Annotated in this window: 14 protein-coding genes and 1 pseudogene; 11 read left to right on the plus strand and 4 right to left on the minus strand. The window is 70.4% G+C overall.

Annotated features, from left to right (window positions below):
* Positions 1-2 precede the first annotated feature (2 nt).
* Positions 3-899 carry an A/G-specific adenine glycosylase gene (locus tag IZR02_RS06705; RefSeq protein ID WP_374209036.1) on the minus strand — a complete coding sequence of 299 codons (897 nt, stop codon included), beginning with the start codon at positions 897-899 and terminating at the stop codon, positions 3-5.
* 52 nt (positions 900-951) lie between these two features.
* On the opposite strand from IZR02_RS06705, the gene truB reads away from it, so the two are divergent.
* The 6 genes from truB to IZR02_RS06735 all read left to right on the plus strand — a co-directional run bounded on the left by truB (position 952) and on the right by IZR02_RS06735 (position 7,229).
* A complete protein-coding gene (gene truB / locus IZR02_RS06710) occupies positions 952-1,845 on the plus strand; it encodes a tRNA pseudouridine(55) synthase TruB (protein ID WP_025103182.1) in 894 nt (297 codons plus the stop codon).
* Positions 1,842-2,210: a hypothetical protein gene (locus tag IZR02_RS06715; RefSeq protein WP_025103183.1), complete on the plus strand. Its 369-nt coding sequence runs from the start codon at positions 1,842-1,844 to the stop codon at positions 2,208-2,210. Before truB ends, IZR02_RS06715 begins: the two co-directional genes overlap by 4 nt.
* Positions 2,211-2,265: 55 nt before the next feature.
* The gene (locus IZR02_RS06720; protein ID WP_231729434.1) at positions 2,266-2,703 is read left to right on the plus strand and encodes a hypothetical protein; all 438 of its coding nucleotides are present in this window, start codon (positions 2,266-2,268) and stop codon (positions 2,701-2,703) included.
* Positions 2,700-3,650, plus strand: coding sequence for a bifunctional riboflavin kinase/FAD synthetase (locus IZR02_RS06725; RefSeq protein ID WP_025103185.1), 951 nt, complete (start codon positions 2,700-2,702; stop codon positions 3,648-3,650). The genes IZR02_RS06720 and IZR02_RS06725 overlap by 4 nt, the downstream gene beginning before the upstream one ends.
* Positions 3,651-3,851: 201 nt before the next feature.
* Positions 3,852-5,996, plus strand: coding sequence for a DEAD/DEAH box helicase (locus tag IZR02_RS06730; RefSeq protein WP_062766558.1), 2,145 nt, complete (start codon positions 3,852-3,854; stop codon positions 5,994-5,996).
* A 204-nt stretch (positions 5,997-6,200) separates the two neighbouring features.
* Positions 6,201-7,229, plus strand: coding sequence for a 6-phosphofructokinase (locus IZR02_RS06735; RefSeq protein WP_217316585.1), 1,029 nt, complete (start codon positions 6,201-6,203; stop codon positions 7,227-7,229).
* A 233-nt stretch (positions 7,230-7,462) separates the two neighbouring features.
* Here IZR02_RS06735 and IZR02_RS06740 read toward each other — a convergent pair whose 3' ends face one another.
* Positions 7,463-8,131: an endonuclease domain-containing protein gene (locus IZR02_RS06740; protein ID WP_254385433.1), complete on the minus strand. Its 669-nt coding sequence runs from the start codon at positions 8,129-8,131 to the stop codon at positions 7,463-7,465.
* Between the two features lie 571 nt (positions 8,132-8,702).
* Positions 8,703-10,796, minus strand: a complete 2,094-nt coding sequence (locus IZR02_RS06745) for a S9 family peptidase (protein ID WP_025103189.1) — start codon at positions 10,794-10,796, stop codon at positions 8,703-8,705.
* A 154-nt stretch (positions 10,797-10,950) separates the two neighbouring features.
* Here IZR02_RS06745 and IZR02_RS06750 point away from each other — a divergent pair, with 154 nt between their 5' ends.
* The 4 genes and pseudogenes from IZR02_RS06750 (at position 10,951) to IZR02_RS06765 (ending at position 15,139) form a co-directional block, all read left to right on the plus strand.
* Entirely contained in the window at positions 10,951-12,315 is a 1,365-nt protein-coding gene (locus IZR02_RS06750) for an inorganic phosphate transporter (protein WP_025103190.1), read from the plus strand.
* Positions 12,312-12,647: a hypothetical protein gene (locus tag IZR02_RS06755; protein WP_025103191.1), complete on the plus strand. Its 336-nt coding sequence runs from the start codon at positions 12,312-12,314 to the stop codon at positions 12,645-12,647. The genes IZR02_RS06750 and IZR02_RS06755 overlap by 4 nt, the downstream gene beginning before the upstream one ends.
* A 51-nt stretch (positions 12,648-12,698) precedes the next feature.
* Positions 12,699-13,610 (plus strand): annotated as a pseudogene (locus IZR02_RS06760) (phosphodiesterase); the annotation flags it as partial.
* Positions 13,611-13,678: 68 nt separating this feature from the next.
* The gene (locus tag IZR02_RS06765; RefSeq protein ID WP_025103193.1) at positions 13,679-15,139 is read left to right on the plus strand and encodes an aspartate ammonia-lyase; all 1,461 of its coding nucleotides are present in this window, start codon (positions 13,679-13,681) and stop codon (positions 15,137-15,139) included.
* Positions 15,140-15,203: 64 nt separating this feature from the next.
* On the opposite strand, the gene IZR02_RS06770 is transcribed toward IZR02_RS06765, so the two are convergent.
* A complete protein-coding gene (locus tag IZR02_RS06770) occupies positions 15,204-16,073 on the minus strand; it encodes a fumarylacetoacetate hydrolase family protein (protein ID WP_025103194.1) in 870 nt (289 codons plus the stop codon).
* Between the two features lie 89 nt (positions 16,074-16,162).
* Between IZR02_RS06770 and IZR02_RS06775 the strand changes: the two genes are divergently transcribed.
* Positions 16,163-17,464, plus strand: a complete 1,302-nt coding sequence (locus IZR02_RS06775) for a PrsW family intramembrane metalloprotease (protein ID WP_025103195.1) — start codon at positions 16,163-16,165, stop codon at positions 17,462-17,464.
* Positions 17,465-17,482 lie beyond the last annotated feature (18 nt).

Raw genomic sequence — 17,482 nt, forward strand, 5'->3', positions numbered from 1 at the left:
GCTCACCGTGGCAGGGAGAGGCCCTCCCCGTCGGCTTCCGCGAGCCCGTCGGCGATGAGGGAGTCGATCGCACGGTCCCGCTGACGCACGTCGGGCCAGTCCGGGAGGACGGCGGTGAGCGGGACCGCGGCGGGGGCGGCGGCGCGCAGGAGCCGGAGCACGGCGCCGCGGGCCTGGCGGTCCGAACCCTCGTACGCAGCCTGTCGTCGTCGCTCATCCCCGGTGTCGGGTCGGCCGGCCGCGAGCCACGCACACCCGTCCGCCAGCGGGCAGCGTTCGCATCGGGGCGCACGGGACGTGCAGATCGTCGCGCCGAGCTCCATCGCCGCGGCGTTGAGGACGGCGGCCTCGGCGGGGTCCGCGGGCAGCAGCGCCGCCATGAGCGCGAGGTCGCGGCGGGACGGGGATCCCGGTTGCGCTCGTCCCTCGACCGCCCTGGCGAGCACGCGACGGGTGTTGGTGTCGACGACGGGATGACGGTCGCCGTAGGCGAAGACGGCCACGGCACGAGCGGTGTAGTCGCCGATCCCGGAGAGGGCGAGGAGGGCGTCGACGTCACGCGGCACGACGCCGCCGTGGCGCTCGACCACCTCGACGGCCGCACGGTGCAGCCACAGGGCGCGCCGCGGATAGCCGAGGTTCGCCCATTGCTGCACGACGTCCGCCGGAGACGCGGCCGCCATCGCGCGGGGTGTGGGCCACCGCGTCAGCCACGCGTCGAGGTGCGGGATCACGCGGGTCACGGGCGTCTGCTGCAGCATGAACTCGCTCACCAGCACGCCCCAGGCGCCGAAGGCGGCGTGGAACTCCGGGCGGCGCCACGGCAGATCGCGCGCCTCCTCGGCGTACCAGCCGTGCAGGGGCGTCATCGTCGCAGGAGACGGTGCGGGCGCGGCCATCCCTCCAGCCTAGGCGAGCGGTCGCCGCTCCCGGCCTCGGTAGGCTGGAGGGATGGCGACCCCCGGCATCCTCCTCGTCGACAAGCCCGGCGGGCTGACCAGTCACGATGTGGTCGGCCGCACCCGACGGGCCTTCGGGACCCGCAAGGTAGGCCACGCCGGGACTCTCGACCCGATGGCCACCGGACTGCTCGTCATCGGCATCGAGGGGGCGACCCGCCTCCTCACCTACATCGTGGGCGCGGAGAAGACCTACGAGGCGACCATCCGGCTCGGTGCCGTCACCTCCACGGATGACGCGGAGGGCGAGATCCTCCACCGCGCGGATGAGAGCGCCCTCGCGGCGATCGAGGAGGCGGCGATCGATGCCGGAGTGGCCGCGCTGACGGGCGCGATCTCCCAGGTCCCGAGTGCGGTGTCGGCGATCAAAGTCGACGGCCGCCGCGCCTACGACCGCGTCCGTGCGGGGGAGGAAGTCGTCCTCCCGCCGCGAGACGTCGTCGTGTCCCGATTCGACGTCGTCGCGCGTCGCCGCGACGACCACGCGATCGACCTCGATGTCGTCGTGGACTGCTCGTCCGGAACCTACATCCGCTCGCTGGCCCGCGATTTGGGTGCCGCCCTCGGTGTCGGCGGCCACCTGACCGCCCTCCGCCGCACCCGTGTCGGCCCGTTCGACGTGCGTGACGCCGTGACGATCGACGCCCTCGAGGGCGCTCCCGTGCTCACCCCCGCCGCCGCCGCCGGCCGCGTGCTCTCCGTCCTCCCCGTCACGGCGGACGAGGCGCGGGACCTGCGACACGGCAAGCGCCTCGCCGGGCAGGCGGTGCGGCTGGACGGCCCGCTCGCGGCCGCCATCGAAGACGACGGCACGCTCGTGGGGATCGTCGAGAAGCGCGGTGCCGATGTGAAGAGCGCCATGAACATGCCGGAGGTCTCCCGATGATCCTGTGGTTCACGATCGTGCAGATCGTCGTCGCCGTCGCCGCCGGCCTCTTCTGCCTCGGCGCGGGGTTCGCCGGCCGTCGCCCCAGCGATTTCTCCGTCGGGGCGCTCGCTCTCGTCGAGGTGCTGCTGATCGTGCAGATCGTCGTCGCCATCGTCGCGCCGCTCGCGGGGAACCCGCCGACCGGGGACCTGCTGGAGCTCTGGGTGTATCTCGTCTCGGCGGCTCTGCTGCCCGTGGGCGCGGTGCTCTGGGCCCTCATGGAACGCAGCCGGTGGAGCACCGTCGTGCTCGGCGTGGCCGCGCTCGCGATCGCGATCATGCTCTGGCGCATGCAGGTCATCTGGACCGTGCAGGTCGCCTGAGGAGCACCCCGAGCGGACGCCGGGCAGCTCGCCCGGCTCTAGGATGGAATGCGCTATGAGCTCCACCGCCCCCTCCACTCGGATGACCGGTATCGGTCGTGTCCTGGTGATCGTCTACGCCGTGATGGCGCTGGCGGCCACCGGGCGCAGCTTCGTGCAGATCGTCCGGCGATTCGACGAGGCCCCGTTGGCCTACAGCCTCTCGGCGCTGGCCGCGGTCGTGTACGTCCTGGCGACGCTCGCGCTCGTCTTCGCGCGTCGTCGCGGCTGGTACACCGTCGCGTGGGTGGCGATCGTCTTCGAACTCACCGGTGTCCTGGTCGTCGGCGTGCTCAGCCTCGTCCTCCCCGAGCTCTTCCAGCACGAGACCGTATGGTCGCTGTTCGGGCGCGGCTACCTCTTCATCCCCCTCGTCCTCCCGATCTTCGGGATCTGGTGGCTGCGCACGCACCGGCCCGTCGAGACCGCGCGTCCGGTCGAGGTCGCCGCGTGATCGTGTTCCGGAATCCGGAGGAGGTGCCGGAGGACTTCGGGCCCAGCGCCGTTGCCATCGGCAAGTTCGACGGCGTGCACGAGGGGCATCGCGCCGTCATCCGTCGCCTGGAGGAGGCTGCCGCGGCCTCGGGGAGCCGTGCCGTCGCGGTCACGTTCGACCGCAACCCCCTCGCCGTGATCCGTCCCGACCGGTGTCCCGAGAACGTCGTGACCGTCGACCGCAAGCTGGAGCTCCTCGGCGAGCTCGGACTCGACGCGACGCTGGTGCTGACGTTCGACGAGACGCTCGCCGCCCGGAGCGCGGAGGACTTCGTCGTCGACATCCTCGTCGGCGCGCTGCACGTGTCCACGGTGCTCGTCGGCGCCGACTTCCGCTTCGGACACCGGGGCGCCGGCACCCCCGAGCTGCTGCGGGAGCTCGGCCCCCGGTACGGGTTCACGGTCGAGGTCGTCGACGACGTCTACCTTCCGGGGTCGAGCCGCCGGGTCTCGTCGAGCTGGATCCGCGAGCTGCTGATGGCGGGGGACGTCACCGAGGCGGCCCGCGCCCTCGGGCGGTATCCCGACGTGCGCGGCGTCGTCGTCCACGGGCTGAAGCGCGGACGCGAGCTCGGCTTCCCGACCGCCAACCTCTCCACGATCATCGACGCGTTCGTCCCCGCCGACGGCGTCTACGCCGGCTGGCTCGTCGACCACGACACAGGCATCCGGCACCCGTCGGCGATCTCGGTGGGCACGAACCCCACCTTCGACGACGTGCTCGTCCGTCAGGTCGAGGCGCACGTGCTGGGGGAGACCGGGCTCGATCTCTACGGTCACGACGTGACGGTGGAGTTCGTGCAGCGGCTGCGCGGCATGGTCGCGTTCGAGGGCATCGAGAAGCTGACGACCCAGATGGCCGCCGATGTGACGCAGGCCGCGACCATCCTGAACGTGTCCGCGTAACACGACGGCGCCGTGCTCCCGCGGCCAGTGCCAGGGATGACATAGAATAGAGTCAGGCTCCCACCGGTCCCGCACGTATCGCGTGCTCCGGCGGGAACACCGATCCACAGTCCGCACGGTCCTGGCTCACGCCACACGCGGACGACGAGAACGGCTCACGGCTCCCTGAGGGCGCCGGAGCCCTTCAGGCTCAGGAGGAGCATGCCGACCACGGCAACCGCCGCCCCGCGGCGTAAGAAGACGTCCCGTCGCGATGACGAGGCACCCCTCATCCCGATCCTCGCGCGCAAGGTGCGCGAGATCGAGGCGAAGTCCCAGCGGGGGAAGCTGGGTCCCACGAACCGCACGAAGTTCCAGGTGATCGCCTTCCTGGTGCGCGAGGAGCGCGCCAGGGTGAAGGCCGACACGGAGATCACCGACGCGGCCCGCGCCGAGCTGCTCAAGCGGCTCGACGGTGTCGCGACGATCCTCGCGAAGACGGCCGCGCGGGACACCTCGCTCATCCAGCTGCTCGAGGCCGACCAGGCCACCTCGCCGGTCGCCAAGCGGATGCGCCGCGACTGGCTGCTCGAGTCGGGGGCCGAGCTCCCGCCGGAGGAGCTCATCATCGCCGACCCCGCGCCCGTGCAGGTGTCGGTGGTCCCCGCGGCCATCGCCGAGCGTCAGGTCACCCCGCCCTCGGTGGAGGCCCGTCAGCTGGCCAACCCGTTCCTCGCGCCCGACCTGACCCCGCGTCCGGCCAGCACGCCCCGCCGCCGCCTCGACGGCTGGGAGCTCATGGGGCCGCTGTACAAGGCCTTCGAGACCGGCGCGGGCGGTGCGGCGGCGTCGATGGAGCTTCCGCCGGCTCCGGAGTTCGATCACATCTCGCCCAAGGGCCGCGAGATCATGGTGCACCAGTCCCGTTTCCTCGAGGCTGTGCGCGCCGGACACCGCAGCTTCCTGCTCGCCGACGAGCCAGGCCTCGGCAAGACGGCGCAGTCGGTGCTCGCGGCCTCCGTCGCCGGCGCCTATCCGCTGCTCGTCGTGGTGCCCAACGTCGTGAAGATGAACTGGGCGCGCGAGGTCGAGCGGTGGACGCCGCAGCGTCGTGCCACGGTCATCCAGGGCGACGGCGACGACATCGACGCCTTCGCCGACGTGTTCATCGTCAACTACGAGATCCTCGACCGTCACATGTCCTGGCTCGCGTCGATCGGCCTGCGCGGCATGGTCGTCGACGAGGCGCACTTCATCAAGAACCTCTCGTCGCAGCGTTCGCAGAACGTGCTCTCGCTCGCGGCGCAGGTGCGCGAGCGCACGCCGGGGCACGATCCGCTCATGCTCGCCCTCACCGGCACCCCGCTCATCAACGATGTCGAGGACTTCGACGCCATCTGGCGTTTCCTCGGCTGGACGAACGGCGAGAAGCCCGGGCCCGAGCTCATGGAGAAGCTCGATGCGACGGGGCTCACGCCCGCGGACAAGGCCTTCTACCCGGAGGCCCGCGACGCGGTGATCTCGATGGGCATCGTGCGGCGCAAGAAGAAGGACGTCGCCGCCGACCTGCCCGACAAGCTGGTCGCCGATCTGCCGGTGCAGCTCGACGACGAGTTCGGTCGTAGCATCCGCCAGGCCGAGCGCGAGCTGGGGGAGCGCCTGGCCGCCCGCTACCGCCGCATCATCGAGGCACGCGGCGACCGCGGTCTCGCGCCCGGAGAGATCGACGACGACATCGTCCGGCTCGTGGCGCAGAACGAGCTCGAGGAGTCGAAGGCAGCCGGCACCGGGGGAGACAACGTCTTCACCATGGTGCGCCGCATCGGTCAGGCGAAGGCCCTCCTCGCCGCCGACTACGCCGCACAGCTGCAGCGGTCGGTCGGCAAGGTCGTGTTCTTCGCGAAGCACATCGACGTCATGGATCAGGCGGAGGCGCACTTCGCCTCCGCGGGCATCCGCGCGGTGTCTATCCGCGGCGACCAGACGAACACGGCACGGCAGCAGGCCATCGACGACTTCAACGGCGACCCCGAGGTCGGCATCGCGGTGTGCTCGCTCACGGCGGCCGGCGTCGGACTCAACCTGCAGGCGGCCTCGAACGTCGTCCTCGCGGAGCTGTCGTGGACCGCTGCCGAGCAGACGCAGGCCATCGACCGCGTCCACCGCATCGGCCAGGACGAGCCGGTCACCGCCTGGCGGATCATCGCCGCGCACACGATCGACACGAAGATCGCCGAGCTCATCGACCAGAAGCAGGGCCTCGCGGCCCGCGCTCTGGACGGCGAGGCGACGGAGGAGACGGCGAGCGAGTCGGTGCAGCTGGCGGCGCTCACGCACCTTCTGCGCGAGGCTCTGGGCGGGCGCTGAGACGTCGTCAAGAACACAGGTTCTTAACGGCGATTCCGAGGCCTCATCCTGCCGGAACGCGAAGTTCGGCGTTATCACTCCTCGCGGCCGTCAAGATCCCCGGTTTTCGACGCGCTCGAATGGCCACGCGAGGGGGCGGCGCGCTAGTGTCGATCGCAGGCACTGTCGCCGTACCCCCATCCCTCGACCTCCGAAGGCAGCAGCATGAAGATCGGCATCCTGACGAGCGGCGGCGACTGCCCCGGACTCAACGCGGTCATCCGCGGCATCGTGCTCAAGGGCGCCACGACCTACGACCTGGAGTTCGTCGGCATCCGCGACGGATGGCGCGGCGTCGTCGAGGGCGACTTCATGCCCCTGACGCGGCATGAGGTGAAGGGCCTGTCCAAGGTGGGCGGCACGATCCTCGGCACCAGCCGCACCAACCCCTACGAGGGGGAGCGCGGAGGCGCCGACAACATCGCGAAGACCCTCTACGGGCACAAGATCGACGGCATCGTCGCGATCGGCGGCGAAGGCACCCTCGCGGCGGCGGACCGTCTCGCCAAGGACGGCATCAAGGTGCTCGGCGTCCCGAAGACGATCGACAACGACCTCCGGGCCACGGACTACTCGTTCGGCTTCGACACCGCCGTGAACATCGCCACGGACGCCATGGACCGGCTCCGGACCACGGGCGACTCTCACCAGCGCTGCATGGTCGCCGAGGTCATGGGTCGTCACGTCGGCTGGATCGCCCTGCACGCCGGAATGGCCGCGGGTGCGCACGTCATCTGCATCCCCGAGGTGCCGATGTCGCTGGACGAGATCACCGCTCTCGTCACGAGCGCCCACGATCGCGGTCGCGCGCCGCTCGTCGTCGTCTCCGAGGGCTTCAAGCTCGCCGGCATGGACGAGGCCTACAGCGACAAGGGCCTGGACGCGTTCAACCGTCCGCGGCTCGGTGGCATCGGCGATCTGCTCGCCCCCGAGATCGAGCGGATCACGGGCATCGAGACGCGGGCCACGATCCTCGGCCACATCCAGCGTGGCGGCTCGCCGTCGGCCTTCGACCGCGTCCTCGCGACCCGGCTCGGCCTGCACGCCGCGGATGCCATCGTGGACGGCGCCTGGGGGCAGATGGTCGCGATGCAGGGGACGGACATCGTCCGTGTCCCGTTCGCGGATGCTCTGGGCGAGCTCAACACGGTGCCCCGCTATCGCTACGACGAGGCCGCCGCCCTCTTCGGCTGACCGCCGGCTTCAGCCCCTCGCGCGGCTTCAGGAGTCCTGCTGTCTTCCCTGCCTGAATTTGCGTGAGTGCCTGTATGCGCGCGTTCGCCTGTTCTCACGGCCTCGCGCGGTGTCAGGCTCTCGCGCGGCTTCAGGCGTCCTGCTGTCTTCCCTGCCTCAACTTGCGTGAGGGCCTGTGTCCGCGCGTTCGTCTGTTCTCACGGCCTCGCGCGGTGTCAGGCTCTCGCGGGGCTTCAGGCGTCCTGCTGTCTTTCTCGCCTGTTCTCGCGCGAGTGCCTGAGCTTGTGGTCGGTCTGCTCCGCGCGAGCCGTCGCGCGACGGCGTGCGCGATGCAGCCCCTGCGCGAGCGCGGACAGGACGGTGTCCTCCACGTGAGTGTCATCGACCATGACCTGGTGGTAATCGAAGCGCAGGACGGTATACCCGCGGAGTGCGAGCCTCGCGTCCGCCGCGAGGTCTCGCCGCCGGTCGCCGGCGGCGCTGTGGTGGCGGAAGCCGTCGATCTGAATGGCGAGCCGTTCGCCTATGACACCGTCGAGCGGATGGCCGTCCACCCACACCTGCTGTCGCACGTCGATGCCGATCGCGCGCATCCGTTCGACGAAGACCGTCTCGGGACCGGAGTCCGACCGGCCGCGGACGATTCGAGCGAGGCGGTCAGCGGCGTGGCACCGCCACCGCACCCGCGCGAGCGTATCCAGCTCCACCGCCCCGTGGCGGATGGCGGACTCCCAGATCGCGCGGGCCTCGACGGGCGGCCGACATCGCGCGACCTGGAAGAGGACATTCAGGACGGGATCGACCGCCGCGCGCTGATGCGCCGGCACAGGCCCCTGGGCGCAGTGCACCTGGACGCCGCCGCGGTCGAACCGAGAAGCGGTACGGGGGAGGGCGACGTGCACGTCCGTGGCCCCGATGTCCCACCATCCGGCGAGAGCCGCAGCGCTCACACAGGTGACTCTCCCGCCGACCGAAGCAGCCGCCCGGCGCCGTGGATCGACATCGGGGAGGAGGAGCCACGACCGGCGCACACGCTCGAGCGTGCCTTCCTGTACCGCACGACGCATCTGGTACTCGGTGAAACCCGCCTCACGTACGCGCGACGAATGCGCGGAGCCTCCCTGCTCTCGAACCCAGCTCTCGACCCTCGTGTGTCTCACCCCTCCACCCTGAGCGCTCGCGCGGCACTCTCCATCGCTGCACTCGGGATGGGGAGATCGTTCGCGGAATCCTGGCCCTGTGCAGGATCAGTCGTCGCGTGTGGTCACCACAGGCGTCCGCGCGAGATCAGGCAGCAAGAGCCTCTTGCGCCTGATGCCGCGCGAGCGCCTGATGCCACGCGGAAGCCTGAGCCCACGTCGGACACGGGAGTGCAGGCCTCCGCGCGAGATCAGGCCAGGAGAGCCACTCGCGCCTGATGTCGCGCTTGCGCCTGATGCCGCGCGCGCGTGATGCCGGGCGTGACCGTTGCCGTCAGGCGAGGTGGAGGGTGTCCAGGAGCCAGGCGAGCTCGAACGCCCGCTCGCGCCAGGAGTTGTACCGCCCGCTCACGCCCCCGTGCCCCGCGACCATCTCGCACTTGAGCAGCACGTCCTTCGCGCCGGCCTCCCGCAGCCGGGCGACCCACTTGGCGGGCTCCACGTAGAGCACGCGGGTATCGTTCAGCGAGGTCACCGCGAGGATCCGTGGGTACTCCACGCCGTCGCGCACGTTCTCGTACGGCGTGTACGACTTCATGTACGCGTACACCTCCGGGTCGTGCAGAGGGTCGCCCCACTCGTCCCACTCGATCACCGTGAGGGGGAGCGAGGGGTCGAGGATCGTGGTCAAGGCGTCGACGAACGGCACCCCCGCGAGGATCCCGGCGAACAGCTCCGGAGCGAGGTTGGCGACCGCGCCCATCAGCAGACCGCCCGCGCTGCCGCCCTCCGCGACGAGCTGGGCCGGCGTCGTGGTGCCCTCGTCGACGAGGTGCCGGGCGCAGGCGACGAAGTCCGTGAAGGTGTTCCGCTTGTGCAGGAGCTTGCCGTCTTCGTACCACTGCCGGCCCATCTCGCCGCCGCCACGCACATGCGCCACGGCGAAGACGACTCCGCGGTCCAGCTCCGAGAGTCGGGCGACGGAGAAGCCTGGGTCGATGGAGTGCTCGTACGAGCCGTAGCCGTAGAGGTGGACGGGCCGGGGCGTCGCTCCGGGCTCTCCGAAGGAGCGCTTCCAGACGAGGGACATCGGCACGCGCGTGCCGTCCTCCGCGGTGGCCCATTCCCGCCGCTGTCCGTAGCCAGCGGGGTCGTAGTCGCCGAGCACCGTCACCTGCTTGCGGAGGACGAGTTCGCGCGTCGCGAGGTCGAGTTCGTAGACCGTGCCTGGGGTGACGAACGACGTGTAGCCGAGGCGCAGGAAGGGGGAGTGCCACTCCGGGTTGCCGCTGACGCCCGCCGAGTAGAGGGGCTCGTCGAACTGCAGCTCCTCCACGGCGTCCGTCGCGTAGTCCAGGAGCCCGACGCGCTCGAGGCCCTCGCTGCGGTACTCCACCGTGGCGAAGTCGCGGAACGCATCCACCCCGAGCAGCCGTCGTCCCGGCTGATGCGCGACGACGACGCGGCGCTCGCCCTGCGGGTCGTCCGCCGCCACGGAGACGAGCTCGAAGTCCAGGGCGTCGTCATTGTGCAGGATGAGCAGGCGGTCCTCGCCGTCCACGACCGCGTGCTCGAGCGAGTACTCCACGCCCTCCCGCCGCGGCCATACCGGACGCGGCTCCGCGGTGATGTCACCGGTCAGGTCGACGAGGTACTCCTCGCTCGTGATGCTGGAGCCCACGCCGATCACGAGGTAGCGACGACTGCGCGTGATCCCGGCGCCGAGCCAGAACTTCTCGTCGGGCTCGTGGAAGAGCTGGATGTCGTCCGACACCGGGGTCCCGAGCCGGTGCAGCCACAGGGTGTCGGGGCGCCAGGCGTCGTCGCGCGTCGTGTAGAGGATGCCGGTGCCGTCGGGGGTGAAGAACGCGCTGCCGGTGTCCGGGATCTCGTCGGCGAGCGTGACGCCCGTCTCCAGGTCGCGGACGCGCACGGTGTAGAGCTCGTCGCCCTCGAAGTCCGTCGACCACAGCAGCTTCGTCGCGTCGTCGGAGGTGTCGAACGCGCCGAGGGAGAAGAACTCGTGCCCCTCCGCCTCGGCGTTGCCGTCCAGCAGCACCACCTCTCCGGGGACGGGCACCCCCGGCTCGAGACGCGGCGGCGTCCAGTCGCCCTCGACGGCGGCGGCCCGGCAGTGTATGCCGTACTGCGCGCCTTCCTCGGTGCGGCTGTAGTACCACCAGTCTCCGCGTCGCGTCGGCACGGAGAGATCCGTCTCCTGCACGCGGCCCTTGATCTCCTGGAACAGCGTCTCGCGGAGCGTCGCCAGATGCGCCGTCTCCGCCTCGGTGTGCGCGTTCTCGGCCTCCAGGTGCGCGATGACCTCGGGGGAGTCCTTGGCACGCAGCCACTCGTACGGGTCGTCGACCGTGTCGCCGTGGTGCGTGCGGAAGGTGGAACGGCGGGCGGCGATCGGGGCGTCAGTCACCGTCCCACGCTATCCCAGGTCGAGTTGACCGGCACGGGGGACGGTGGCAGGATTTACCGGGGCCGGTAAACGGAAGTCAAACCCACGGTGAACTCTTCGTTCGTCACGTCGATCCCGTCGACATCTCCCTCTTCCTCAAGACCGAAAGCGAACGGTGGAAACCGCAGCCCTCATCGTCGTGCTCGTCATCGCGCTGGCACTCTTCTTCGATTTCACGAACGGGTTTCACGACACCGCGAACGCGATGGCCACGCCCATCGCGACCGGGGCGCTCAAGCCCAAGACCGCGGTGCTCCTGGCCGCTCTCCTCAACCTCGTCGGCGCCTTCCTGTCGACCGAGGTGTCCAAGACCATCTCCGGCGGCATCATCCAGGAGGATGCGATCCTCGCCGCGGGGGCGGAGCTGTTCCTCTCGCTGATCTTCGCCGGACTCATCGGCGCGATCACCTGGAACATGCTGACCTGGCTGCTCGGCCTGCCGTCCAGCTCGTCCCACGCCCTCTTCGGCGGTCTGATCGGCGCGACGCTCGTGGGAGCCGGCCTCGGCGGCATCGACTTCGGCGCCGTGCTGTCGAAGATCGTCCTCCCCGCTCTCATCGCCCCGATCACCGCCGGCATCATCGCCTTCGTGGCGACGAAGATCGCCTACTCGATCACTCGGCGCTATGACGGCAAGCCCGACGGGCGCGACGGCTTCCGCTGGGGTCAGATCTTCACGTCGTCTCTGGTCGCGCTCGCCCACGGCACCAACGACGCACAGAAGACGATGGGCGTCATCACCCTCGCGATGATCACGATCGGCTGGCAGTCCGGTGCGCACCACGAGCCCGAGCTCTGGGTCATCGTCGCCTGTGCGTTCACGATCGCCCTCGGCACGTATCTCGGCGGCTGGCGCATCATCCGCACGCTGGGCAAGGGCCTGACCGACGTCAAGCCGGCTCAGGGCTTCGCGGCCGAGAGCTCGACGGCGGCGACGATCCTCGCCTCCAGCGCCCTCGGCTTCGCCCTCTCCACCACGCAGGTGGCCTCCGGATCGGTCATCGGATCGGGTCTCGGTCGCCGCGGCTCGACGGTGCGCTGGCGGACGGCCGGTCGCATCGGCGTCGGCTGGCTGCTGACCCTGCCCGCGGCCGGAGGGGTCGGCGCCCTGGCGGCGCTGCTCGTCGTCTGGCTCGGTCCCTGGGGTGTGGCCATCGATGCCGTGCTCGCCGTGGTGATCATCCTCGGGCTGTACATGCGTTCCCGGCGCAACGCCGTCACGCCCGCCAACGCCATGAGCGACGTCGCCGAGTCCCACCTCGCGGTCGAGGTCCCCGACACACCGCCGCCCACGCGTCGCCAGCAGCGCATCGCTCAGGCCAAGGCGGAGGCGAAGGCCCGCGCCGAGGCCAAGGAGAAGGCGAAGGCCGAGGCCAAGGACAAGGCGAAGAAGAAGGCCAAGGCCAAGGCCGACGCGAAGGCCGCGAAGACCGGCAGCGTCTCCTCGTCCGACGCCTCGCAGAACGGGGACTCGGCATGAACGTCACGATCGACTGGATCGCCTTCCTGCAGGTGTTCGCCGCCGCGCTCATCGGCGCCGCCGCCATCGTCACCTTCTACGCCCTGGGCCTGCGTCTGCTCGTACGCAGTGGCCGGGCCCCCGTGGTGAGCCCGGCGGAGTTCACCGACGCCATCACGGTGATCTCCGAGAAGGAGCTCAAGCGGGCCGCCAAGCAGGCGGCGAAGGCGGCGAGGAAGAGCCCGCTCACCGAGGGGCAGAAGACCCTCGCCCTCGTGGGCGCCTACGGCTGCTTCGTGCTCTGCGGGGCCGCGGTCATCGCCGGCATCCTGCTCATCGTCGTCGGCCACTGAGCCTCCGGCGCGCCAGGGACGGGCGTCGGCACCCGCCCCTAGGCTGAGGGCATGTCCGCAACCAACGGAACGCCCCCGGTCTTCGGCCGATACGCCCCCGCGTCCCATGTCCTGATCCATGTCAGCGACCCGCACTTCCTGGCCGGCGGGGCCGCGCTGGGGGGACGGTACGACGTCGAGCACACGTTCGCGCGGACGCTCGAGGCGATCCGCGCCGTGCATCCCGCTCCCGCCGCCATCGTGATCACCGGGGACCTCGCCGACCTCGGCGAGCCGGACGCGTACCGCCGGCTGCGTGCGGCGATCGAGCCGGTCGCCGCCGAACTGGGCGCTCCCGTGGTCTGGGTCGCGGGTAACCATGACGAGCGCCCGGCGCTCCGCGAGGCGCTCCTGGACGGCGAGCCCACCGAGGAGCCGGTCACCGGGGTGTGGGATCTCGACGGGCTGCGCCTCGTGGCCCTCGACACGAGCGTCCCGGGATGGCACCACGGCGACCTCGACCCGGCGCAGCTCGCGTGGTTGGCCGACGTCCTCGCCGAACCCGCGCCGCATGGGACGATCCTGGCGATGCACCACCCGCCGCTGCCCAGCCATCTGCCATTGTTCGACATCCTCGAGCTCCGTCATCAGGACGAGCTCGCCGCCGTCATCCGCGGCACCGACGTCCGCGGCATCCTCGCCGGCCACCTGCATTACTCCTCACACGGTCTGTTCGCCGGCGTCCCGGTGAGCGTCGCGTCCGCGACCTGCTACAGCATGAACGTCGCCCGTCCGGCGGCAGAGGTGAACGGCATGGACGCCGCCCAGGCGTTCCAGCTCGTGCACGTGCGGCCGGAGACCCTCACGCACACGGTCGTCCCCGTGGTCGACGCGCCGACCGACGACTACTTCTCGGAGGAGTGGATCGCGCGAATGGCGGCGCTGACCCCGGAGGAGCGCCTGGAGGCGTTCTCCCGGAAACCCCGCAGGGACCGGCGTAGACTGGTCGTATCCCCCACTTTTCCGTTCGCCACGACCCACGAGGATGTGACATGGCTTCTGCCGCGCCCGCCCATACCCGCACCGAGACCGATTCGCTGGGGAGCATGGAGATCCCCGCCGACGCGTACTGGGGGATCCACACCGCCCGCGCCGATGCGAACTTCCCGATCACGAAGCGCCCCATCTCGGTCTACCCCGAACTGGTGATCGCCCTCGCGATGGTGAAGCAGGCCAGCGCCCGGGCCAACAAGGAGATCGGCGTCCTCGACGCCGAGCGGGCCGACCTCATCGACCGCGCGGCACAGCGCGTCATCGACGGCGAGTTCCACGACCAGTTCACGGTCGGCGTCATCCAGGGCGGCGCCGGCACGTCGACGAACATGAACGCGAACGAGGTCATCACCAACATCGCGCTCGAGATGGCCGGACGCGAGAAGGGCGACTACGCCTTCCTCTCTCCGATCGACCACACGAACCGCAGCCAGTCGACCAACGACGTGTACCCGACCGCGGTCAAGATCGGCCTCTCGCTGACGCTGCGCTCGCTGCTCGACGAGCTGGACGCCCTGCGCGTGGCCTTCCTCGGCAAGGCGGGGGAGTTCCACGACATCCTCAAGGTCGGCCGCACCCAGCTCCAGGACGCCGTGCCCATGACGCTCGGCCAGGAGTTCCACGGCTTCGCCACGACCCTGGGCGAGGACCACAGCCGCCTCACCGAGAACGCCTCCCTCATGTTCGAGATCAACATGGGCGCGACCGCGATCGGCACCGGCATCACGACCCACCCCGACTACGCGCCCGCCGTGCTGAAGCACCTGCGCGAGATCACCGGACTCGACCTGGAGACGGCCACCGACCTCGTCGAGTCCACGAGCGACACGGGCGCCTTCATGTCGTTCTCCTCGTCGCTCAAGCGGAACGCCATCAAGCTCTCGAAGATCTGCAACGACCTGCGCCTGCTGTCGTCGGGTCCGCAGGCGGGCCTCGGCGAGATCAATCTGCCCGCACGCCAGGCCGGCTCGAGCATCATGCCGGGCAAGGTCAACCCGGTGATCCCGGAGGTCGTGAACCAGGTGGCGTTCGCGGTCGTCGGCGCCGACATGACCGTGACCATGGCCGTCGAGGGCGGTCAGCTCCAGCTCAACGCCTTCGAGCCCGTCATCGCGCACTCGATCTTCCAGTCGATCACCTGGATGCGTCAGGCCATGTGGACGCTGCGCGTGAACTGCGTCGAGGGCATCACCGCGAACCGCGACCGTCTGGGCGCGATGGTCGGCGCGTCGGTCGGCGTCATCACGGCGCTCACGCCCTTCATCGGCTACGCGGCGGCCGCCGCCCTGGCCAAGACGGCCCTGCTGACCAACCGCAACGTCGCCGACCTGGTGGTCGAGGCCGGACTCATGTCCCGCGACGAGGTCACCAAGCAGCTGTCTCCCGCCCGTCTGTCGGGCCTGGAGGCGGTCACGGCGGCCATCCCGATCGTCACCCCCGACGACCTCATCCAGATCTGAGCGTCGACCGGATACGCGAAGGGGACGGGAGCTCGCAGCTCCCGTCCCCTTCGTCGCGTCCGGGTCAGTCGAGGATGCGGCAGTGCGTCGTGAGCTCGCCGATGCCGTCGATGCCGACCGTGACGGTCGAGCGGTCGCGGAGGAAGATCTGCGGGTCGCGCGAGTAGCCGGCGCCGCCGGGGCTGCCCGTGGAGATCAGGGTGCCGGGGAGCAGGGTGAGCGACTGGGAGAGGTGGGCGATGAGCTTCGCCACCGAGCGCACCATCTGATCGGTGCTGGCGTCCTGCACGGTGTGTCCGTCCACCACGGTCCAGATGTGGAGGTCCTGCGGGTCGGCGATCTCGTCGGCGGTCACCGCGAACGGGCCGGTGGGGGTGAAGCCGTCGAACGACTTGCAGCGGGACCACTGCGCCTCGGAGAACTGGATGTTCCGTGCGGTGATGTCGTTGACCACCGTGTATCCCCACACGTGCGTCAGGGCGTCCGCCTCCGGCACGTCCTTCGCGGGCGTGCCGATGAGCACGCCCAGCTCGGCCTCGTAGTCGACGGCCTCGCTGAGGCTCCGGGGCCAGGACGTGGTCTGGTCGTGACCGGTCAGCGAGTTCGGCCACAGCGTGAACACGGTCGGCGCGGCGTCGGTCTTGAGTCCGAGCTCGCTGGAGTGCGCGGCGTAGTTGAGACCGACGGCGAGCACGGCCGGCGGCGCGATCACGGCGGAGGCGAACCCCCAGCCGGTCAGCGGGTGGCGCGGGGCCGTGCTGTCGCGCAGGGCGGCGCGGAGCTCGTCGAGTCCGGCGTCTCCTCGCTCGATCAGCTGCTGCAGGGTGGCAGGCGCGTCGGACAAGAGATCGGAGACGAGGATGGCGTCCGAGCCCTCCACCACGGCGAGAACCGCCTGGGAGGAGTCTGGACGGCGCAGGTGAGCGAACCGCATGGTTCTACGCTACCGGGTGCGTGCGGCCGGTCGGGTGGAGGAAGCCCCCAGAGCCCGGCGCGGATGCTTGTGCCCCATAAGCTTTGAGCATGACCTTCGGAGGACCGTCCGACCCCCAGCAGCCCGCCCGGTACACGCCGCCGTCCGCGCCGCCCGCGCAGCCGAGTGCGTACTCCGCCGCGCAGTACGCACAGTCGCCGTATCTGCCGCCGACGTTCGGACAGCAGCCGGGCTATGCGTCGGCCCTCGCGCAGCCGACGCCCTACACGCCACCGGCTCCCGTCGCGCCGTCGCCCGCCGAGTCGCTGCCGGCTCTCCCGGTGCCGAACAAGAAGGGCCGGACGATCTCGCTGTGGCTGTTCGGCTTCCTCGGGTTCCTCCTCCTGGCGCTCATCGGCTACTTCGGCTGGGCGCTCGGACCGACCGCCTCGGTGATCGGGCTCGTCCTGGCGTTGATCCCGCTCACGATCGTCTTCCTCGGGGTGCGCATGATCGACCGGTGGGAGCCGGAGCCCAAGCGTCTCGTGGCGTTCGCCATCGCCTGGGGTGCCGTGGCCGCGGTCGGCCTCACGCTCCTCGTCGACATCGGCCTCACTATGCTGTTCGACATCCGCTCCGAGGAGTTCTCCGCGGTGATCCAGGCGCCCATCGTCGAGGAGTTCTGGAAGGGCCTCGGGGTCTTCCTCATCTTCCTGCTTGCGCGGCGCTCCTTCGACGGTCCGGTGGACGGCGTCGTCTACGGGGCGCTCGTCGGCGCGGGCTTCGCGTTCACCGAGAACATCCAGTACTTCGCGATCAGCCTGATCGAAGGCGGCGGCGAGCAGCTCGGCGTCACCTTCATCGTGCGGGCGGTGCTGTCGCCGTTCGCCCACGCGATGTTCACCTCGCTGACCGGGTTCGCGATCGGCCTCGTGGCTCGCCGGCACGCCTCCGCGGGAGCGGCCGCCGGCGCGGGCCTGCTCGGCATGGTCGGGGCGATCCTCCTGCACGGCCTGTGGAACGGCTCGGCCACCTTCGCCGACTTCTTCGGGCTCTACTTCACCCTGCAGGTGCCGCTGTTCATCGGCTTCATCCTCGGGATCGTCGCGCTGCGGCGAGAGGAGGCGCGGCTCACGCGGGCGCGCCTGGCCGAGTACGCGGCCGCCGGCTGGTTCACGCCGGAGGAGGTCACGATGCTCGCCACGCCCGCCGGGCGCAAGGTCGGGCTGGCGTGGGCGGCGCAGCTGCGCGGCGACCGCCGGCCGCTGATGCGTGAGTTCATCAAGGACGCGACGGCTCTGGCGGCGGTTCGCCAGCGGGCGATCACCGGTCGCGACCCGCTCGCGGTCGAGGACGAGCGTGCCCTGCTGATCCGCACGAGGGCGGCACGCGCCGCGCTGCTGGCCTACTGAGGGACCGCTCCGGACAGA

Source organism: Microbacterium paraoxydans (assembly GCF_019056515.1).
Lineage (GTDB): Bacteria > Actinomycetota > Actinomycetes > Actinomycetales > Microbacteriaceae > Microbacterium.

Bases quoted from the DNA above. Each gene is read 5' to 3' on its own strand.
- IZR02_RS06770 (WP_025103194.1), bottom strand. From the start codon at position 16,073: ATGCGGTTCGCTCACCTGCGCCGTCCAGACTCCTCCCAGGCGGTTCTC.
- IZR02_RS06755 (WP_025103191.1), top strand. From the start codon at position 12,312: ATGAACGTCACGATCGACTGGATCGCCTTCCTGCAGGTGTTCGCCGCC.
- IZR02_RS06735 (WP_217316585.1), top strand. From the start codon at position 6,201: ATGAAGATCGGCATCCTGACGAGCGGCGGCGACTGCCCCGGACTCAAC.
- IZR02_RS06715 (WP_025103183.1), top strand. From the start codon at position 1,842: ATGATCCTGTGGTTCACGATCGTGCAGATCGTCGTCGCCGTCGCCGCC.
- IZR02_RS06730 (WP_062766558.1), top strand. From the start codon at position 3,852: ATGCCGACCACGGCAACCGCCGCCCCGCGGCGTAAGAAGACGTCCCGT.
- IZR02_RS06705 (WP_374209036.1), bottom strand. From the start codon at position 899: ATGGCCGCGCCCGCACCGTCTCCTGCGACGATGACGCCCCTGCACGGC.
- IZR02_RS06775 (WP_025103195.1), top strand. From the start codon at position 16,163: ATGACCTTCGGAGGACCGTCCGACCCCCAGCAGCCCGCCCGGTACACG.
- IZR02_RS06720 (WP_231729434.1), top strand. From the start codon at position 2,266: ATGAGCTCCACCGCCCCCTCCACTCGGATGACCGGTATCGGTCGTGTC.
- IZR02_RS06765 (WP_025103193.1), top strand. From the start codon at position 13,679: ATGGCTTCTGCCGCGCCCGCCCATACCCGCACCGAGACCGATTCGCTG.
- truB (WP_025103182.1), top strand. From the start codon at position 952: ATGGCGACCCCCGGCATCCTCCTCGTCGACAAGCCCGGCGGGCTGACC.